Source organism: Magnetofaba australis IT-1 (genome assembly GCF_002109495.1).
Taxonomy (GTDB): Bacteria; Pseudomonadota; Magnetococcia; order Magnetococcales; family Magnetococcaceae; genus Magnetofaba; species Magnetofaba australis.
Genome location: NZ_LVJN01000019.1, coordinates 335004 through 352892 on the forward strand (window position 1 = coordinate 335004; position 17889 = coordinate 352892).

Genomic DNA, 17889 nt, shown 5'->3' on the forward strand with positions numbered 1-17889 from the left:
CGGGCTCACGGATTATGGGCGCTACTAGATTTGGTGGTAGCTGCATTCAGTGCTCCGATAGCATCTTCTACCCCATAAAAGTGCTCTTTATTTTTTAGTGCAACTTTAAGGTGCTGTTTAGCCTCTTGGTGTTGACCAGCACTCAGATACGCCACACCCAAATGGTAGTGGTGCTCAGCGACTTCAGGGGCCTTGGCAACGGCCTTCTCCAAGATTGTAATTGCCTCATTATTGCGGCCATTGAGGTAGTAAGCCCAGCCGAGAGTATCCAGAAACGCTGGTTGATTGCTCCCGTCCAATATCGACGCAACCTGAAGTGCTTTCCGCAGTGATGCCTCAGTTGGGGCATGACGCATCAGAAGCATCGCAAGATTGTTCGCGATCACCTTGTTTTGCGGCTTCGCCTCCAAGAGCCCTTCATACTCTCGTATCGCATCACCGTATCGCTCGGCTTTTTGGTACAAAAATGCCAGCGCCAACTTCACAGCCAGCTTATCTGGCTTTTCATCTCTGCTTTTCTCCAGTAGCCCGATTGCACTGGCGGCATCTCCCTTCAGTTCACGTACTCGCGCCAGATGCACCGTTGGGCGTTCCCACCCGGGTTTGAGTTTGGATGCTGCTTCAAAATGCACAATCGCCTTATCGTATTGCTTGGTCGCTGAAAACACCTCTCCCAACAGGGTCTGCAGGGAAGCGTTCTTCGGCGATTTTTGTAGTTCATTTTGTACAAGTTTTACTACTAGTTCCGGCTGGCCAAGAACAAGATAGCTTCTTGTCAGAAGCATAAGCGGTTTGATTTTGTCTTGCGATTTTGCCAGGGCATCCCGAAGCGCGTAAACGCTTTTGGTGAACATCTTCATATTGAAGTAGAGTTCACCCTGTAGCATGTGCCCAATTGGGTTCTCTGGATGAAGCTTTCGAATCTGGCCTGCGGTCTGGATAGCCTCCATCGTTTGACCGGTCAAATGTTGTACGCGGGCTAGCTCAAATAGCGCTGCAAGGTTTTGATTATCGATCTTCAGCACATCCAGGTAAAGTTTTCCAGCTGGTTCCCACTTCTGAATTTTCGAGTATTGCGCTGCCAGCAGCATTCGAGTTGGGATATCAAGATTATTAAGACGGACAGCAGACTTGAGATTGCCAATCGCTTTGTCCCTGCTCCCAGTAGCAAGCTGGACTTTTCCCAGGGCTGAATAAGCCTCAGCGTAAACAGGGTTCAATTTTGTGGCGCGTTCAAATGCGGCAATGGATTCTCTATGGCGTTTCTGGAGTAATGCAATTTGCCCCTGGCGAAGAGCAGCTATGGCTTGAAGATTGATCAAACCTCTGCCGCCCTCCGTCCATGTTTCCACCTCCTGGAGTATTTCTTGTGCCCGTGTGAGTTCTTTTCTCTTGATAAAGAGGCCAGCGAGTTCAATGCGGGCGCTTGCACCAATTATTGACTGGCCTGTGCTCCCAATTAGATTTGTGAAAATGCTCTCAGCCTCCCTGTCATCGCCAAGTTGCTTGTGAAGTAAGGCCAGAGACATGCGCAGCAGGGGATTCTTGGATGCCCGTTTGATACCCTCCTTCAACGTGTCTACAGCAAGCTTATCATTTGATTGGGCTAAGAGCGCATTCGACAACCAAATCCAATGGAGCGCACTTTCAGGTCGGTTCTCAGCTAGAGACTCTAACAGATGAACGCTTCTCTTTTTCTGATCAAGTGACTCGTAAACTCTGGCGAGCTGGTATGTCAGTAGGGAGTGCTCAGGCTGGTGTGAAAGGGCAGCCTCAAAAACGCGTGCTGCCTCATCTAGCTTCTGCTCTTTTGCGTATAGCGCGCCCAGAAGAAGGATAGCATCGAGATTCTTGGGGTCTTCAGAAATGAGAAGGTGACTTAGATCAATAGCTTTTTGTGTCTCCCTCAGCCCTGCCAGAATCTGAGCCTTTTGAACGCGCGCTCTTACATTTGCAGCAGAAACACTCAGAGCGCTTTGGGTCAACCTCAAAGCTTCGTGGGGGTTCCCCACAAGCAGATTGATGTGCCCCATGAGCATGAGCGCATGAAAATGCTTTGGCTCGAGACGAAGAATCCTCTGAAGATGCTGGACGGCATCATTCAAGTCTCGCTTGCGCAAGTAGATCGACGCCAGCGTGAAGTTGGCGTCCACATGCCTGGGATTGATCTGTAATACATTCTGGAAGGCTACTCGGGCCTTCTCTTCTCTCCCAGCGGTGAGGTGCTCTTTGCCGCGCGCAAAGTGCTCGTCCTGCCTGGCTTTGGGGTCTCCATGGAGTATTCGTTGATAGATTTGCCCAACTCTATAGACGCTATCTTTGGCAACCCACTTTAGCTCTGCTTTGAAAAGATACCCTGTAACGATCGCCGCACAAACGAGAACGAAGAATACACCGCTGATAGCAAGGTGATGCCTCTTAGCAAAAAAAAGTACCTTGTTGCGAAGCTTTCCCCTTTTCCTGGCGGCCCTGTCTTCAGCCGATCGGCGTTTATCGGCCATGTGGTTTCCTCGGAATGTGTACTTCAATTAGTGGGTAAATATTCTTAATGAAACCAAGAATGCGACTATCCGCAGCCGCGACTGCTTCGGCAGGAGCGACTGCCCCCATAATACGGATGAGCGCGCCATCTGTTCGTTTCTGGCTGTATTGATCACGTAAATAGCGTACACGCGTCAAAAAGTCAGTGCTGCTATCCACTGGTGTGTCCAAGCCCTGAAGCCTAAACCAAAAATAGGCTATGACTTTCTCTGTTCCCTCTAGGGACTCCAGCCTGTTTAGGGTCAATGAGCGACCATCTCCTAACTTAAGAGAAACCTGCTCCATTAGGAGTTGCTTCGATCCGTGAGCAGGAAGGCAATACTGGGGAGAGTGAATCCATGATCCAGATGTTTTGTCCACATAGTAGGCCATGTGGAGGTTGACGATATCGCCGGATGAGTTGTGGAAGTCCATTAACAAATAGTCTTCAGGGTTGAGTGATCGTAAGGTTCTGTCAGGCAATTGGCGGAGAACTCCTTGCCAGTCTCCGACCTCCTCAGGAAAGAACGCGAACCGAGTCCTTTCAAGATGTTTCGATACCGTAGCGTGGATGCCGCTCTGCTGTTTTTCGTAATGCGCTGTGTGCATATACACGGCAAATACGCTAAGTAGGGTTAGCGTCACTAACGCTTGAGGCTGGGCCTTTCTCCTACCGGAATGTGACAGCGTGAGCGATCCAGACTTTCGGCTTGTCAAATCTTGGGCCAGAACGAATCCCCCCAGAATGCGAATTTCAAGCAATAACAGTCCGATGCTGATTCCGTAGATCACCCATCCCTCAAGATCGTGGAACAGTCCTTCCGCCATTTCAATTCCCCAGCGATCCACCAGAACGCCAGTCACTCCAATGCGCAGGCTGTTCATGACAACCGCAATGGGGATGCTTGAGAGGAGAATGATGGCGCGCTTCCACAGGGGGGCTGGGAACAGATACGCGGCTAACGAGGAGATGACCGTGAGAGGGAAAAGATAGCGCAAACCGTTGCAGGCTTCCGCAACTTCCAGTTTGTGTTCGCCAAGGTCGATGACGTTTCCATTGAGGTAAACATCAACATCGCAGGCGCGAATGAATGCCACGCCCCATTCTGACGAAATGAACTGTAGCGAAAGCGATAGCCAGTCATAGATGAACCACGGCAGAGGCACCATGAACAGCAGGAACACGAGTGGCATCGCTATATGCTTGAAACGGCACCAGCCCATACTCGCCCATGCTGTCCCAAATAGCGCAAGCATAAAGCCGTAGAGAATCATTGTGCGACTAAGCAGCATATTCCCTAATGTGGATGCGGCCAGCGCAATAATCAGGATGAGGACGCCCCACCAAGAGCCTGCGGGAGGTGCATGCTGAAGCGCGTCGCGTTTACGCCAAACCATCCACGCCACGGCGAGCGGAATCAGGAATCCGTACTCGTACTCTGCCGAGGTGCGCCAGATTTGCTCCATTCGCAGCAGGTCATCGTGGAATCCGACACCGAAGAGCAGACCGGAGCAGAGCCAAAAGATGACTGAGCGATTGAGTTTTTTTGTAGGGGAACTCATCTTTTTGTGCTGGGAGGGAGCAAGGTCAATTTGATCTCTTTGATAATAAGTATATGTATTTGTATGTTTTTGTGTCTGGCGATAATCAGTGTGAAACTCAGTTTATCCGGTTTAAGCATTATCTCAAATGCTTCTGGATTGCCGCACTACTAAGGCTAAGTGATCTCGCTCTCTTTTGCTTGAGAGTTTGATTTCGTTGTGGACATCACGCGCCACCCAATATTTCGTGGCAAAGGTCCGAAATTGCCATATTTGTTAGGCGCTGTTTTCACTCATGATTTTACGAGCCAGTCCGAACTTCAAGTGCGGACCCGGTCCGAACTTGCCAGAGACAGAGAGCAAAAGCGGGGAGATTCCCTGCTTTCTGGGCTTGTGAGGTCCGAACCTTGCGATCACGACATTCACGACGCGCTGGTCGCTAAGCATTGGAATCATTGCCAAATTCCAGACACACAAAAGCCGCCTCGGAGGGCGGCTTTTGGCCAGAGATAGGTTCTCTGGAACCTGATTGGTGGAGGCGCCGGGAGTCGAACCCGGGTCCGCAATGCGTAATAAGGCGTGAGGAGTTACGACTATTCTTCCGGCATAGCTGCGCGCGAACGTTTCAGCCGGGTGTCGGCGCGCCCCCGTAACCTCGGAGAACTGGTCGCCCTTGGATTTCAACCGGCCTGCGAATTCCGGCTTGACCCTATCCGAAGACTTCTGTTGCCGGGCCCAGGTCGGGGCCCCGCTATTACTGCGGTTTAGGCCGCAGCAAGAGCCGGAGCGTAGTGCTCGTCGTTGGCAATTGTGAATTTGGGCCCATTAAGGCGGTCCCCAATGCCTAGTCGCCTCAGCGTCCGTTCCACACCCCGTCGAAGCCGTTTCGCCCCCACATGATGTCATCAGACTGTCCTTCAGTATGCCCCAAGCGGTCGGGGATTGCTATGAAATTTCATCGCGCCCGCATTCGCCGAGCCTTGCCCAGGCGTGCGTGTGAACAGTACAGTAGCCGCACTATGGATAAGATCCTCGTTCGCGGCGGCAAGCCGCTACATGGCAACGTGCCCATCAGTGGGGCCAAAAACGCCGCTCTGCCCGAGCTGGCGGCGGCGCTGCTGACTGCGGATACGCTCACCCTCACCAATCTGCCGCATCTGCGCGATGTGACCACCATGCTGAACCTATTAGGACAGCATGGGGCGTCCATCACCGTGGATGAGAAGCTCGGCGTGGGCATCGAGTCGTCCAAAATCAATAACACCATGGCTCCCTACGACCTGGTGCGCACCATGCGCGCCTCGGTGCTGGTGATGGGGCCGCTGGTGGCCGCCCACGGCCATGCGGAGATCTCCCTGCCCGGCGGCTGCGCCATTGGCTCGCGCCCCATCAATCTGCACCTGATGGGGCTGGAGAAGATGGGCGCCGAGGTGCAGCTGGAGTCCGGCTATGTGCGAGTGAAGGCCAATCGCCTCAAAGGCGCGCGCATTGTGTTCGATATCGTCACTGTCACCGGTTGCGAAAACCTGATGATGGCCGCAGCCCTGGCCAAAGGGACCACTGTGCTGGAGAACGCCGCCTGCGAACCGGAGGTGGTGGACCTGGCCAATATGCTCAACGCCATGGGCGCCAAGATCCACGGTGCAGGCACGCCGACCATGACCATTGAAGGGGTCGACTCCCTTCACGGCGCCACCCATCCGGTGCTGCCCGACCGCATCGAGGCGGGCACCTTCATGATGGCGGGCGCGGCCACTGGCGGCGATGTCACTGTGACCGGCCTCAACGGCGCCATGCTGGAGTCTCCCATTGAGAAGATGCGCGAGATGGGCTGCATCATCGAAGAGGGGCCCGACTACATTCGCACCCGGGTGGAGAAGCCGCTGCGCGGCGTGGATGTGACCACCCAGCCCTATCCCGGCTTCCCCACCGACCTGCAGGCGCAGATCATGGTGCTCAACTGTGTGGCCCAAGGCGCCGGACAGGTGACAGAGACCATTTTTGAAAACCGCTTTATGCACGTCTCCGAGTTGCAGCGCATGGGCGCCGACATCACCGTACACGGCAATGCGGCGCTGGTGCGCGGCGGCAAGCCCATGGCGGGCGCGCCGGTGATGGCCACCGATCTGCGCGCTTCGGCCAGTCTGGTCATCGCCGGGCTCTGCGCCGAGGGCGAAACCCAGATCAATCGCGTCTATCACATCGATCGCGGCTATGAGCGCATCGAAGAGAAGTTTCTCATGCTCGGGGCGGACATTCAGCGGCTTTCTTGATATGTAAAACGCTGGTTGGAAGATGAAAGATGTTGGGGCGCTGCCCCAAACCCCGCCAGGGCGCCGCCCTGGACCCGCGAGGGCTCTGCCCTCGACCCGCAAGGGGAATGATTCCCCTTGACCCCCGTTAGTTTGACTCCGCGCCTGCGTCAAGATTTGCTCCTGGACTCGACGAATCTTGCGAGAATTGACCCCTATAAAAGACTGATGGAGAGCTCTCATGGCTGATCTGGCCATTACCCGACTCAACAGCCAGGACGCCGATTTCGACGCCCGCTTCGCCCAACTGGTGACCTGGGACGCCGGCGATATGGCGCAGATCGAAAAGACCGTGGCCGACATCATCGCCGATGTGCGCGCCCACGGCGACGCCGCCGTGGCCGACTACACCCAACGCTTCGACAAGATCGACGTCCACGCGCTGGGTCTGGAGTTCACCGAGGCCGATATCGACGCCGCCATCGCCGAAGTTCCCCCCGCCGAACTGGAGGCCCTCAAAGAGGCCGCCGAGCGCATCCGCGCCTATCACCAGTGGCAACTGCCGCAGCTGGGCAATCATGAGTTCCGCGACGCCGCTGGGGCCATGCTGGGTCAGCGCGTGGCCCCGCTGCAACGGGCCGGACTCTACGTGCCGGGCGGGCGCGCCAGCTACCCCTCGTCGGTGCTGATGAACGCTATTCCGGCCAAAGTCGCCGGGGTGGAGGAGCTGATCATGGCGGTGCCCACGCCCAATGGCGAGGTCAACCCGCTGATCCTGGCCGCCGCGCGCATCGCCGGGGTGGATCGCGCCTTCCGCATGGGCGGGGCCCAGGCGGTGGCGGCCATGGCTTATGGCACGCAGAGCGTCCCGGGGGTGGATAAGATCGTCGGCCCGGGCAACATCTATGTGGCCATGGCCAAGCGCCAGGTGTTTGGTCAGGTGGGCATCGACATGATCGCCGGACCGTCGGAGATCCTGGTGGTGGCGGATAATCAGAACGATCCCCGTTGGATCGCCGCCGATCTGCTGTCCCAGGCCGAACACGATCCCGATGCGCAGTCGATCCTGATCACCGATGACGCCGACTTCGCCGACCGCGTGGAGGCGGCCATCGAGGCGCATCTGCTCAGTCTGAGCCGCACCGAAATCTGCCTGCAATCCCTCAATGAGCGCGGCGGCGTGATTATTGTGCCGGATCTGGAGGAGGGCGCGCGCATCGCCTCCCGCGTGGCGCCGGAGCACTTGGAGTTGGCGGTGGCCGACCCACGCGCGCTGTTGCCGCTGATCCGCAATGCCGGCGCGATCTTCCTGGGTCGTTACACCCCCGAGGCGGTGGGCGACTATGTGGCGGGTCCCAATCACGTGCTGCCCACCAATGGCACCGCGCGCTTCTCCAACCCTTTGGGGGTGCATGACTTTATCACCCGCACCAGCTTGATCGATTGCTCCCCCGAGGCGTTGCGATGCATCGGTCCGGGGGCGTCGGTTTTGGCCGCCTCCGAGGGGTTGACGGCGCACCAATTGAGCGTGGATCTGCGTCTGCGCGAGGCCGATTAAGAGCAGTGGCGCAATCGAAAAGGCGTCATGGGACATTCCCAATAAATTGTGTGGAGAACGTTTTTTGCAGGGCGTTTTTCCGTGTGATGGCGTAAGCTAAGGCTTTTGCCGTCGCGCCAATTTCGTTGAGGGACCCGCTGTTATGAATCAGATTCTCCTGTGCCACGCTAGCCCGCTGCTCTGTTCCATTCTGTCGCAAAACTTGCAGCGGGATGGCGGCTGTCGCGTGACGGAGAGTCGGGATCTGGTGGCTGCGCGTAAACTGGCGCGCAGCGAGCAAGCGTGGCGTTTGGGGGTGGTGCAGTATCTGCCAGGCGACAGCGAATGCGCCTCGTTGATTGAAGCCCTGGGCAAACGCGGCGTGCCGGTGCTGGCGCTGGCCGACTCCATTGAAGAGGGCGGCCAAGCGCTCAAGGCGTTTCCCGAATATGTGACCGACTTTTTCAGCGCCGACTCCGCCGACGCCATGGAGCGTCTGCTGCTGCTGGCCGACCGTCTGTTGTGGAATCAGGGGATGCACGCCCTGCTGGTGGGGCCCCGAGGCGAACTGCGCACGCGCTTGAACGACATGTTGCGTCTGCGCCGCTTCCGCATCATGGAGGCCGATGACGCCCAGGGGATGTTCGGCGCCTTGCAGGCTGATGTGGGGGTGCGTCTGCTCATCGTGCAGGGGATGAGTGAAAAGGAGGCGGCGGCGTTGGTCGCCCAAGTGCGGCTGCAGTGGACCCGCAATGAGCTGGTGGTGCTGGCCTGCGTAGACTCCTGCGCCTCCACCGCGTGCGATGAGATTGGCTTGCTGCTGGTCAAGAGCGGCGCCGATGATCTGATTCGCCAGCCGCTGGGCCGCACGCTGTTTCTGCGCCAGATCGACCGCGCCATGGCGCTGTTTGAATATAATCAAGGCTATAAACGCGCCGCCACCGTGGATCGGGTGACCGGCCTGGTCAATCGGCGCGGTTTCCTTGAGCGCGGTCTGGCGCTCCACGCCAACGCCAAACGCGGTAACCTGGGGCTCTCCACCGCCATGTTCCGGGTGGAGGGGTTTGGCAGGATGCGTCGTCTGCATGCGCCCATGGCCGCTGAGCTGCTGCGCAAACGGCTGGCGCAGGAGATGCAGCGCAACTTCCGCAACAACGATGTGGTGGGCCAGTTCGGCCCCGACGAGTTCATGGTGTTGATGGTGGGCATGAAGCCTGATTCCGCCAAGACCTTTTTTGCCGCGGTGAAGGAGCGTCTGGAGAGTATCGAAGCCACCTTCCAGGGGCGGCGCATTCACGCGCGTTTTCATATCGGCGTATGCATGGAGCTGCATGACGATCTGCGCGAGATGCTGGTGATCGCCCAGGAGGCGTCGCATCTGGCCGAGCGCAAAGAGAGCCCGGAAGCGGTGATTCGCGGCCTCAACGCTGCGCCGGTGATTGAGTCGCACCATGTGACCACCGGCGCCTCATGAGCGACGCCGAACCGCAGTGGGATTTGGATGCGATCCGCGCGCGCTTGTTGGCGCGGCGCGCTGAGTTGCAGGCCGACGCCGCCAGCAGCGCCGAGACCGCAGCGGCGGTGGAGCTGGACCAGAGCCGGGTGGGGCGCCTGAGCCGCATGGACGCCCTGCAGGTTCAGGCCATGGCGCAGCAGAGCGCCAGGCAGCGCGCGCAGGAGCTGCGCCGTATCGCCAGCGCGCTGGCGCGCGTGGAAGAGGACGAGTTCGGCTGCTGCGTAACGTGCGGCGGATTTATCGAAACGGGGCGGCTGGAGCTAGACCCCTCATTGCCCACCTGTGTGGGGTGTGCGCGTCAAGCGGAGCAGAATAGCGATGAGTGAGCAGCGACGATTTGTGACTGGAGGAAGCGCTCTTTTGGCGCTGGTTGCGCTCCTGTTGTGCGGCGCTGCTCCGGCGCAGGCGCAGTCGTGGGGCGGACTACTGGATGAGGCCGCGCGCTTGTTTGGCGGCGGAGCGAACTCCACCGACGCCAAGCCTGATCTGGAGGGGCTCACCGAAACCGAGATGGGCAATGGCCTGAAGGCGGCGCTGCAATTGGGCGCCAAGCGCGCCATTGCCGAGCTGGGACGGCAGGGGGGCTTCTCCTCGCGTCCGCAGATTCGCATTGAAACCCCCGCCACCCTCAAACCGCTGGTCAAGTTGTTGCACGCCATCGGCAAGGAGGAGATCGAGGAGTCCTTTGTCGCCAGTATGAACAGCGCCGCCGAAAAGGCGGTTCCAGCGGCGTTGGAGATATTCGCCCGCGCCATCAGCAAAATGAGTATCGCCGATGCGCGCAATCTGCTGCTGGGCGGCCAGGATGCGGCCACGCAGTATCTGCAACTGAATGCGCGCGGCGAGCTGGAGAAGGCGTTTGCCCCCATCATCGCTCGCCACACCCGTCAGGCGGGGGTCTCTGGGGCGTATAAATCCCTGATCGGCGCCATTCGTCAACAGGGTGGGTTGGCCGCCAGTTGGATCGACCTGGATCGCGATCTGGACGCCTATGTGACCGAGAAGGCCGTGGATGGCCTGTTTGTCATGATGGCCCAGGAGGAGGCGCGCATCCGCACCGATCCCGCCGCCCGCGCAGGCGAGATTCTGCAACGGGTGTTCGGTTCATCCGACCCCTCTTGAGCCTTTCCGAAACTCTTCCCCTCTCTCTGCCGTTGTCGAGACCTGCCGTCATGTCTTTCAAAACGTTGGAACGTGTCATTGAGCGCTGGCTGTTCGCCAGTCGTTGGCTGCTCATGCCCCTGTATGTGGGCTTGACCCTGCTGTTTATCGCCTTGGGCCTGAAATTCTTCCAGGAGGCGTTACACTTGGCGCCGATGCTCTGGAGCATGAAGGAGACCGATGTGGTGTTGGCGGCGTTGGCCCTCATCGATATGGTGCTGGTGGCCAATCTGCTGATCATGGTCATCCTCTCCGGCTATGAGAATCACGTCTCCAGTCTGGATTTGGATGAGGGGCAGGAGCGTCTCTCCTGGCTCGGTAAGCTGGACGCCGGTTCGCTGAAGGTGAAGCTGTCAGCATCCATTGTGGCCATCTCCTCTATTCATCTGCTCAAAGCGTTCATGGGCTCACAGAATATCGCCAACGACAAGCTCATGTGGATGGTGATTATCCATCTGACCTTTGTGGTTTCCGCTGTGTTAATGGCGGCTATCGACAAAATGTTTGCGCATGATTGAAAATGTTGTATGGCATACTTTCTGTGAATGAATCATCCATTAAAAAATGTAAAAAGTGTGCAACACTGCTAGGGGAGTGGCGAGTCTCTTGCTAATATAAAGTCGTCACAAAAGGAGCCTCTTGAATATAAGGGAGGGGGCTCTGCCAAAGCAGGAGAATCGCCATGTTTATGCATCGCACCCGTTCTATCGTTCCGTTGGCGGCGCTGGTCGCCCTGACTCTGGTTGGCCTGATTGGGCTGATCTTCCTGGTGCGCTCGGGCGTCGGCAATGACACCCTCAACGTGTTGGTGGCGTTGGTGGTGAGCGGCGGCGCGCTGGCTGCCGGGGACGTCTGGTTGAACCGCCGTAAAAGCGCCAAAGAGCCGTCCACCTACTAAGGCTCTGCGCCGGGGCCTGCGGGTCCGGCGTTCTGGTTGGCATGAGGAAACAGCGACGCGCCATATGGCGCGTCGCTGTTTTTTTTAGGCGAAGCGATCCTGCGTTTCTCCGCCCGTTAAGTGAGCCAGAATCTGCAGGTAGACCCGCTTGACCGGCTCCATTCCACAATCGTCCATCACCTTGTCAAAGCCGGGCGAAGCGTTGGTCTCGATCAAAACCAACTCGCCGCTTCTGGCCAGGGCGATATCCAGCCCGCAGAACGGAATCATCAGCGTCTCAAACAGTGGGCGGCAGAAGGCGCCAATGCGGGCAACCGTTGCCGCATCCTCCTCCACAATCGCGCGCGCGCCGCTCCAGTGCAGCGGGCTCAGATTGCCCGCATACGCTGCGTCGTCCAGCGCCTTGCGGTAGCATAGAACCAGCTCCCCATCCACAAACACCGCACGATACTCCTGGACGATGTCGATGCGCTCCTGGGCCAGACAGAGATAGTCTGAGCCCGCATCCGCCGGATTGAAGATCGCCATCAGGCTGCTCTCCAATTGGCGTCTGTCTCTGACCAGAAACACCTTGTCGCCGCTGGCGCCACGGTTCTTCTTGACGATAAACGGGTAGGGGAATTGACGCTCCATGTCATCGATGATGTCGTGCAGAGTCTGGTGCTGCAGATAGGGCGCGAAACGCTCTGCGCAGTAGGGGGTGAGATACCCCTTGGCGCGCGGCATGCGCACGACTGCGCCGAAGAGGGTTTGGAAGTACTCCTTGTCTTCGCACAGTCGGGCGATGGCGTGGGAGTTGAGCGGCGTGCTCCAATTGACGAAGGGGTGTCGCGCGCCGCCTGCGTCAACGAGAACCAAATTTTGACTGGCGTGATGGCGCGTATAGGGGACGCCCAACGCGTCACAGGCGGCGATCAGAGCTTTGAGATTGTTGTTCATGGCGTTAAGGCGCTCTGTTGTTGGCGTGGCGCGGTGAAAAAGCGCGGCGAATTTAGGGCGCTTGCCTGCGTGCGCCCCGCAGGAAGTTGCGCACCAGCAGACGCGCCATCTCCTGCGGATCCTCCGGCGCCCCCACCACCGTCAAGCGATCCTCCAGCGCCAGCGAACAGATGCCGTGCAGCGCGCTCCACAAGGTGCGCGCCGCGGTGGCGCAGGCGGCGTGGTCGGCGCCATAGAGCGGGGCGAGCGCCTGCTCCAGCTCGGCCAGGGCTGCGGCGATGCTGTGGCGATACTCCGCGCTCACCTCGCGCTGTTTGCCCAGGTGGTGATCAAACACCGCGCGCCAGACACCAGCGTTATCGCGCACATGGAGCTGATAGAGCTGCGCCATGCGCTCCACCACCTCTGCGACATCGGCGTCGGCGGCCTCGGCGCGGGTCTGCGCCAGCGCCAGTTGCAGCTCCGCCACCGTGCGCGCATTGAGCGCCATGATCAGCCCGTCCAGATTGCCAAACAGATTGTACAGCGTGCCCACCGAGTAGCCCATGGCCCCGGCCACGCGCCGCGCGGTGAGCCCCTCCAGACCCTCCTTGGCGACGATGCGTCGGCTCTCTTGCAACGCCATTTCAATGAGTTCTTCCCGATTGTGATCGGATCGTCTGCCCATGTGCGCGCCTGTGTCAGAAAAAAATGTGAACTGAGTTCATTTTTATATTGAACGCTGTTCATTGTCAAGCTATCTCTGTATACAAACGTGTCGTGGCGGCATGCGGCGCAAAATTGAACAATGGTCATATAGGGGCCGACGATGAAAATTTCTCAGCAGGCGAAACGGTGGGCCAAAACCGCGCTGGCAACGGCGGCGTTGGCGGCGGCGCTGCACACAGCGGCAGGCGATGCCCAGGCGGCGGGATTGATAACCCCCAACGGGGTCAATCTGCCGCAACTGGCCATAGGCGAGCACAAGGTCTCGGTGGTGATCGACGGCGGCTTTGCCGTCACCACGGTGGAGCAGACCTTCCACAACCCCCACAGTCAGGATCTGGAGGCGCTGTATGCGTTTCCGCTGCCCAAGCACGGGGCGTTGGCGGAGTTTACCTACTGGATCAACGGCCAGCCGGTGACCGGCGAGGTGATGCGCAAGCAGCAGGCGCGCGCGCTGTATGAGCGTGAAAAATCCGCCGGGCGCGAGACCGCACTGGCGCAGCAGGAGGGGTTCAAGCGCTTCGAGACCCGGGTGTGGCCGGTGCGCGCCAACGACGCCGTGCGCGTGCGTCTGACCTATATGCAGCCGGTGGAGATGGATGCGGGGGTGGGGCGCTATCTCTACCCCATGGAGACGGGTGGGGTGGACGATGCGCAGATGCGCTTTTGGAGTCAGAATGACGCCGTGAGCGGCTATTTCAGTTTCGATGTGACGCTGCGCGATGGCTATCCGGTCACTGCGCTGCGGGCCCCGGCGCATCCGGGCATGCGGTTCACCCGGCAGGCGGACGGCGGTTGGCGCGCGCATATGGACAAAGGCACCGCAGCTTCAACGGCGGTAGAGGAGGCGGCGACGGCAGAAGCCATGGCCGCGGTCTCGGCGTCATCCGTGCGGCTGGATACCGATGTGGCGCTCTACAGGCGGCAATAGACGGGGCTGCCCGGCGCCATCGATCTGGTCACCTATAGTCGCTTGAATTCAGAATGGCTCACATCCAAACACTTAAATGTTTGCGTGACGTAGGCCCGGCTTGCGCTGACTATTGGCCGCCGACTGGCCGGAGGCGGGATTGATTCGGGCCATCCATGGCCCTCACCCTGCGGGCTCGCTGCGCGAGTCCGATTTGGCAATCCTGCCAAATCGTCATAGGGTCTGTGACCCTTAAGCGGGTGTAATGGAATGGTCCGCTCCGCTACCCAAACGGCCTCGCAATGGGCCAAGATGGTGGTGTGTTTTTCCATCTAAACGGAGTCGGAGCGGACCATGAGCAATCATATCGAAAACGGACAGGTACGGGTACTGGGGATTGATCTGGGCAAGAGCGTGTTTCAGTTGCATGGCGTCGATGCGCGCGGCAAGAGCGTTCTGAAACAGCGCTTGAAACGAGATAAGTTACTGGAGTTCATGGCGCAACTGCCGCCGTGCCTGGTGGGGATGGAAGCCAGTAGCGGCGCGCATCACTGGGCGCGGAAATTTCAGGGATATGGGCATGAAGTGCGTTTGATGGCGCCGCAATATGTGAAGCCCTACGTGAAGCGGCACAAGAACGACAGCGTGGACGCTGAGGCGATATGTGAAGCGGTACAGCGTCCGAATATGCGTTTTGTGGGGATCAAAAGCGTTGCCCAGCAAGAAATTCTAGCGTTGCATCGGGTGCGCAGTCTGGCGGTGAAGAACCGCACGGCGTTGGTGAACCAGATTCGCGGACTGCTTGCCGAGTATGGGATTGTCTTTCCCAAGAGCATCAAGCAGGCGCGGCGGGCGATTGTGCTGATTTTGAGTGATGAGAGCTCGGAAATGAGCGCCAATTTTCGCGTAATTCTGGAGGATGAGCGCGATGAGCTGGCGCATTTGGATGAGCGCATCGGCAAATATGAGCGTGAGATTGAGGCGCTGGCCAAGGCGGAGCCGCAGTGTCGATTGCTGATGACGATCCCGGGAGTGGGACCGATCACGGCGACGGCGCTGTTGGCGTCGGTGGGGGATGTGCGGGCGTTTAAGAATGGCCGGGAGCTGTCGGCATGGATAGGGTTGGTTCCGAATCAGCACTCCACAGGGGGCAAGGCGTGGCTGACGGGGATCAGCAAGCGGGGAAACGGTTATCTTCGCACCCTGTTGATTCATGGGGCGCGGGCGGCTTTGCGCGTGTGTGAAAACAAGCCGGATCGCCGCAGCCAATGGGTGGTGTCGGTGTCGGAACGCCGCGGCGCGAATAAAGCGGTGGTGGCGCTGGCCAACCGCATGGCGCGCAGCGCGTGGGCGATGCTGGTGAAGCAGGAGGCCTATGGGGCCAGCGCCGCTGTGTAGAGAGAGCGCAATACAACTCTAAAAGAAAAACAGGCCGATAAGGAAAGAGAAAGAGATCCCACCAGCCAGGTTGCGAGAGAGAGTCGAGATTGATGGCATGAAACGGCATAGCCCTGCGTGGCCAAAAACCTGTTCTGCCCAAGGGCCCATTGAGGCCGAGGGTGTGTTGAGGAGGGCCACGCGCAAATTCCATCAGGGCCAGAGGGCGACAAGCCCCTCATCAACAGGCCGGATACATGGGCGCGACTAAGTCTCACACATCAGTGGACATTTTCTCTTGCCGTGGCGGAGCGGACCATACATGGGCGGAGCCCACGGTGTGGTTGTTGATCTTGGGAACTCGAGGGCGAAGCCCTCGATATCTTTCAGCGCCCATATGTGCACTTTTGAATGCTAGCGACTATAGCTAGTCGAACCGAGAATCGGACATGCTCGGTTTTTGGATAATGAAAGATATCGAGGGCTTTGCCCTCGAACTCCCAACGACCAAACCGTGTGGCTCCGCCCCACACCCCGCTGGGGGCGCGGCCCCCAGACCCCGCCGCCGACCAGTCGGCGGCCAATAGTCAGCGCAAGCCGGACCGACGTTACGCAAACATTGGCCGTTCTGTGCCGTGTTGGTTTTGATTTATTCTATTCACCCAGAGCCCCCGTGGGCAGCCCGGTTGCTGCACCACAGTGCGCGTTGGCCGCCGCTCACCCCGTCGGCATGCTCACGCAGGTACCGCCCAGACCGCAGTAGCCGCCAGGGTTCTTGGCCAGGTATTGCTGATGGTAACCCTCGGCGTAGTAGAACGTCCCGGCTGGCTTGATCTCGGTGGTGATCTCCGGCAGCCCCGCCTTGGTGAGCGCGGTTTGAAAACGCGCTTTGGTCGCCTCCGCCGCCGCGCGCTGGGCGTCCGTATAATAGTAGATCCCGGAGCGATACTGCGTGCCCACATCGTTGCCCTGACGCATGCCCTGGGTGGGGTCATGAGCCTCCCAGAAGGTGGTCAGCACGCGCTCCAGCGAGACTTTATCCGGGTCGAACGCCACCAGCACCACCTCATTATGGCCGGTCTTGCTGCTGCACACCTCTTCATAAGTGGGGTTAGGGGTATAGCCCGCCGCATACCCCACGGCGGTGACGTGCACCCCAGGCAACTCCCAAAACCGACGCTCGGCGCCCCAGAAACAGCCCATTCCCACCAGCAGTTGCTCCACACCATCGGGGAACGGCGGCTTCATGGGAGTGTTCAACACATGGTGACGCGCGGGAACGGACATCGCCTCCTCGCGACCGGGCAAGGCGTCTTCCGGGTTCGGCATAATCACTTTCTTGGTCATGAAAAACATGGGCTTGCTCCAGATGTTTTAAAAAACGGGGTTGTCTGCGTCAGACAGCCCAGACGCTGCACGGTTCCCCACTCCGACGATTAAGCCAGCCACGCCAAGGAGATGACGACGCCCCACAACGCCATGCCGCGTCGCAGCAAGGCGGCGGCGCGGGGGATATCCCCCCACTGCGGCGCGCGGCCATGGCCCATGGCCGGCGTATTGACCACCGCGTCGCCATAGCGAGTCAGCCCGCCCAGACGCAAGCCCAAAGCACCCGCCCCAGCAGCCATCACCACGCCGCTGTTGGGACTCTTCCCGTTACGATTCTCCCGCCAGGCGCGCAGACCGGCGCGCAGATCGCCGCACAGGGCGTAAGTCAGCGCAGTCAAGCGGGCGGGAATCAGGTTCAGCGCGTCGTCGGCCCGCGCCGCCGCCCAGCCAAAGGCGGCAAAACGCGCGGAGCGATAGCCCCACATGGCGTCCAGGGTATTGGCCAATCGATACAGCACCGCACCGGGCGCGCCCAGCAGCAAGGTCCAAAACAGCGCGCCGAAGATGGCGTCGGCGCCGTTCTCCAGCAGAGATTCCAAAGTGGCGCGAATCACCTGGGCTTCGGACATCTCCGTCACATCGCGACTGACCATATAGCCCACGCGCTCCTGCGCCGACTCCAGCCCCGACGCGGTAAACGCCTGCGCCACCGCCTGACCATGCTCAATCAAGCTGCGTCCGCCCAACGCCAGATAGAGCAGCGGCGCAGCCACCCACACGCCAAGCCAGGACTGAAGCAGCGCAGCAACGCCCACCAGCGGCGCAATCAGCAGTAGCCACGCCGCCGCGCCCAGCAGTCGCCGTCGCCAGGGTGTACCGCCATTGGCGCGCTGCTCCAGTCCCGCCGCCGCACGCCCGAACCCCACCAGCGGATGCCAGCGCGTCGGCTCCCCCAGCAGGGCGTCCAACGCCAACCCCAGTACGCACCAAGGCAAGAGATCAAAGAAATTCTGCAATCCCATTACTCTCCAGAAAATATTACGGGACATGGCGATATAGATTAGCAGCGCCCCAGTTTTTGGTCCAATCTCAGCCCAACCTCTTGCAGGCATCGACGCCTAAGCACCCAAACGCCAACCCCGCGGCGAACCCCGCCCGGTGCACGCCGGTGGCGGCGCTCCACCCCCCTCCAGCAACAGGGAG

General features: G+C 59.3%; 15 protein-coding genes and 1 other RNA gene. 9 read left to right on the plus strand and 7 right to left on the minus strand.

Going from position 1 to position 17889, the window contains the following annotated elements:
• Nucleotides 1-5: 5 nt before the first annotated feature.
• The 3 genes from MAIT1_RS10805 to ssrA all read right to left on the minus strand — a co-directional run bounded on the left by MAIT1_RS10805 (nt 6) and on the right by ssrA (nt 4956).
• Nucleotides 6-2501 (minus strand): tetratricopeptide repeat protein, encoded by a 2496-nt coding sequence (locus MAIT1_RS10805; protein ID WP_085442289.1) that lies wholly within the window; start codon nt 2499-2501, stop codon nt 6-8.
• A complete protein-coding gene (gene xrtD / locus MAIT1_RS10810; RefSeq protein WP_158089435.1) occupies nt 2491-3987 on the minus strand; it encodes a VPLPA-CTERM-specific exosortase XrtD in 1497 nt (498 codons plus the stop codon). The genes MAIT1_RS10805 and xrtD overlap by 11 nt, the downstream gene beginning before the upstream one ends.
• A 605-nt stretch (nt 3988-4592) precedes the next feature.
• Nucleotides 4593-4956, minus strand: a transfer-messenger RNA (tmRNA) gene (gene ssrA / locus MAIT1_RS10820).
• Nucleotides 4957-5081: 125 nt separating this feature from the next.
• On the opposite strand from ssrA, the gene murA reads away from it, so the two are divergent.
• The 7 genes from murA (at nt 5082) to MAIT1_RS10855 (ending at nt 11426) form a co-directional block, all read left to right on the plus strand.
• A complete protein-coding gene (gene murA / locus MAIT1_RS10825) occupies nt 5082-6335 on the plus strand; it encodes a UDP-N-acetylglucosamine 1-carboxyvinyltransferase (RefSeq protein WP_085442292.1) in 1254 nt (417 codons plus the stop codon).
• A gap of 220 nt (nt 6336-6555) precedes the next feature.
• Nucleotides 6556-7872, plus strand: a complete 1317-nt coding sequence (gene hisD, locus MAIT1_RS10830; protein WP_085442293.1) for a histidinol dehydrogenase — start codon at nt 6556-6558, stop codon at nt 7870-7872.
• Nucleotides 7873-8014: 142 nt separating this feature from the next.
• The gene (locus MAIT1_RS10835) at nt 8015-9325 is read left to right on the plus strand and encodes a GGDEF domain-containing protein (RefSeq protein ID WP_085442294.1); all 1311 of its coding nucleotides are present in this window, start codon (nt 8015-8017) and stop codon (nt 9323-9325) included.
• Complete coding sequence (locus MAIT1_RS10840; RefSeq protein ID WP_085442295.1) at nt 9322-9693, plus strand: TraR/DksA family transcriptional regulator; 372 nt, start codon at nt 9322-9324, stop codon at nt 9691-9693. Before MAIT1_RS10835 ends, MAIT1_RS10840 begins: the two co-directional genes overlap by 4 nt.
• A 34-nt stretch (nt 9694-9727) precedes the next feature.
• A complete protein-coding gene (locus MAIT1_RS10845; protein ID WP_158089436.1) occupies nt 9728-10489 on the plus strand; it encodes a DUF4197 domain-containing protein in 762 nt (253 codons plus the stop codon).
• 65 nt (nt 10490-10554) lie between these two features.
• Nucleotides 10555-11046, plus strand: coding sequence for a TIGR00645 family protein (locus MAIT1_RS10850; protein ID WP_085442569.1), 492 nt, complete (start codon nt 10555-10557; stop codon nt 11044-11046).
• Nucleotides 11047-11210: 164 nt separating this feature from the next.
• Complete coding sequence (locus tag MAIT1_RS10855) at nt 11211-11426, plus strand: hypothetical protein (RefSeq protein ID WP_085442297.1); 216 nt, start codon at nt 11211-11213, stop codon at nt 11424-11426.
• A gap of 84 nt (nt 11427-11510) precedes the next feature.
• Here the strand turns inward: MAIT1_RS10855 and MAIT1_RS10860 are convergent, their stop codons facing one another.
• Together MAIT1_RS10860 and MAIT1_RS10865 are read right to left on the minus strand one after the other, a co-directional pair.
• Nucleotides 11511-12365, minus strand: coding sequence for an ATP-grasp domain-containing protein (locus tag MAIT1_RS10860; RefSeq protein WP_085442298.1), 855 nt, complete (start codon nt 12363-12365; stop codon nt 11511-11513).
• A gap of 52 nt (nt 12366-12417) precedes the next feature.
• Nucleotides 12418-13032, minus strand: coding sequence for a TetR/AcrR family transcriptional regulator (locus MAIT1_RS10865; protein ID WP_085442299.1), 615 nt, complete (start codon nt 13030-13032; stop codon nt 12418-12420).
• A 141-nt stretch (nt 13033-13173) separates the two neighbouring features.
• Here MAIT1_RS10865 and MAIT1_RS10870 point away from each other — a divergent pair, with 141 nt between their 5' ends.
• Entirely contained in the window at nt 13174-14001 is an 828-nt protein-coding gene (locus tag MAIT1_RS10870) for a VIT domain-containing protein (RefSeq protein WP_085442300.1), read from the plus strand.
• 333 nt (nt 14002-14334) lie between these two features.
• Complete coding sequence (locus MAIT1_RS10875) at nt 14335-15378, plus strand: IS110 family RNA-guided transposase (RefSeq protein ID WP_085442222.1); 1044 nt, start codon at nt 14335-14337, stop codon at nt 15376-15378.
• A gap of 696 nt (nt 15379-16074) precedes the next feature.
• On the opposite strand, the gene msrA is transcribed toward MAIT1_RS10875, so the two are convergent.
• Nucleotides 16075-16713: a peptide-methionine (S)-S-oxide reductase MsrA gene (gene msrA, locus MAIT1_RS10880; protein WP_085442301.1), complete on the minus strand. Its 639-nt coding sequence runs from the start codon at nt 16711-16713 to the stop codon at nt 16075-16077.
• An 80-nt stretch (nt 16714-16793) separates the two neighbouring features.
• A complete protein-coding gene (gene cbiB / locus MAIT1_RS10885) occupies nt 16794-17708 on the minus strand; it encodes an adenosylcobinamide-phosphate synthase CbiB (protein ID WP_085442302.1) in 915 nt (304 codons plus the stop codon).
• Between the last annotated feature and the right edge of the window lie 181 nt (nt 17709-17889).

What these genes read in the sequence shown, in the direction of transcription:
- MAIT1_RS10835 (WP_085442294.1), top strand. Translation starts at nt 8,015, where the DNA reads ATGAATCAGATTCTCCTGTGCCACGCTAGCCCGCTGCTCTGTTCCATT.
- cbiB (WP_085442302.1), bottom strand. Translation starts at nt 17,708, where the DNA reads ATGGGATTGCAGAATTTCTTTGATCTCTTGCCTTGGTGCGTACTGGGG.
- MAIT1_RS10870 (WP_085442300.1), top strand. Translation starts at nt 13,174, where the DNA reads ATGAAAATTTCTCAGCAGGCGAAACGGTGGGCCAAAACCGCGCTGGCA.
- hisD (WP_085442293.1), top strand. Translation starts at nt 6,556, where the DNA reads ATGGCTGATCTGGCCATTACCCGACTCAACAGCCAGGACGCCGATTTC.
- MAIT1_RS10805 (WP_085442289.1), bottom strand. Translation starts at nt 2,501, where the DNA reads ATGGCCGATAAACGCCGATCGGCTGAAGACAGGGCCGCCAGGAAAAGG.
- MAIT1_RS10865 (WP_085442299.1), bottom strand. Translation starts at nt 13,032, where the DNA reads ATGGGCAGACGATCCGATCACAATCGGGAAGAACTCATTGAAATGGCG.
- MAIT1_RS10855 (WP_085442297.1), top strand. Translation starts at nt 11,211, where the DNA reads ATGTTTATGCATCGCACCCGTTCTATCGTTCCGTTGGCGGCGCTGGTC.
- MAIT1_RS10860 (WP_085442298.1), bottom strand. Translation starts at nt 12,365, where the DNA reads ATGAACAACAATCTCAAAGCTCTGATCGCCGCCTGTGACGCGTTGGGC.
- MAIT1_RS10875 (WP_085442222.1), top strand. Translation starts at nt 14,335, where the DNA reads ATGAGCAATCATATCGAAAACGGACAGGTACGGGTACTGGGGATTGAT.
- murA (WP_085442292.1), top strand. Translation starts at nt 5,082, where the DNA reads ATGGATAAGATCCTCGTTCGCGGCGGCAAGCCGCTACATGGCAACGTG.
- xrtD (WP_158089435.1), bottom strand. Translation starts at nt 3,987, where the DNA reads ATGGAGCAAATCTGGCGCACCTCGGCAGAGTACGAGTACGGATTCCTG.
- msrA (WP_085442301.1), bottom strand. Translation starts at nt 16,713, where the DNA reads ATGTTTTTCATGACCAAGAAAGTGATTATGCCGAACCCGGAAGACGCC.
- MAIT1_RS10840 (WP_085442295.1), top strand. Translation starts at nt 9,322, where the DNA reads ATGAGCGACGCCGAACCGCAGTGGGATTTGGATGCGATCCGCGCGCGC.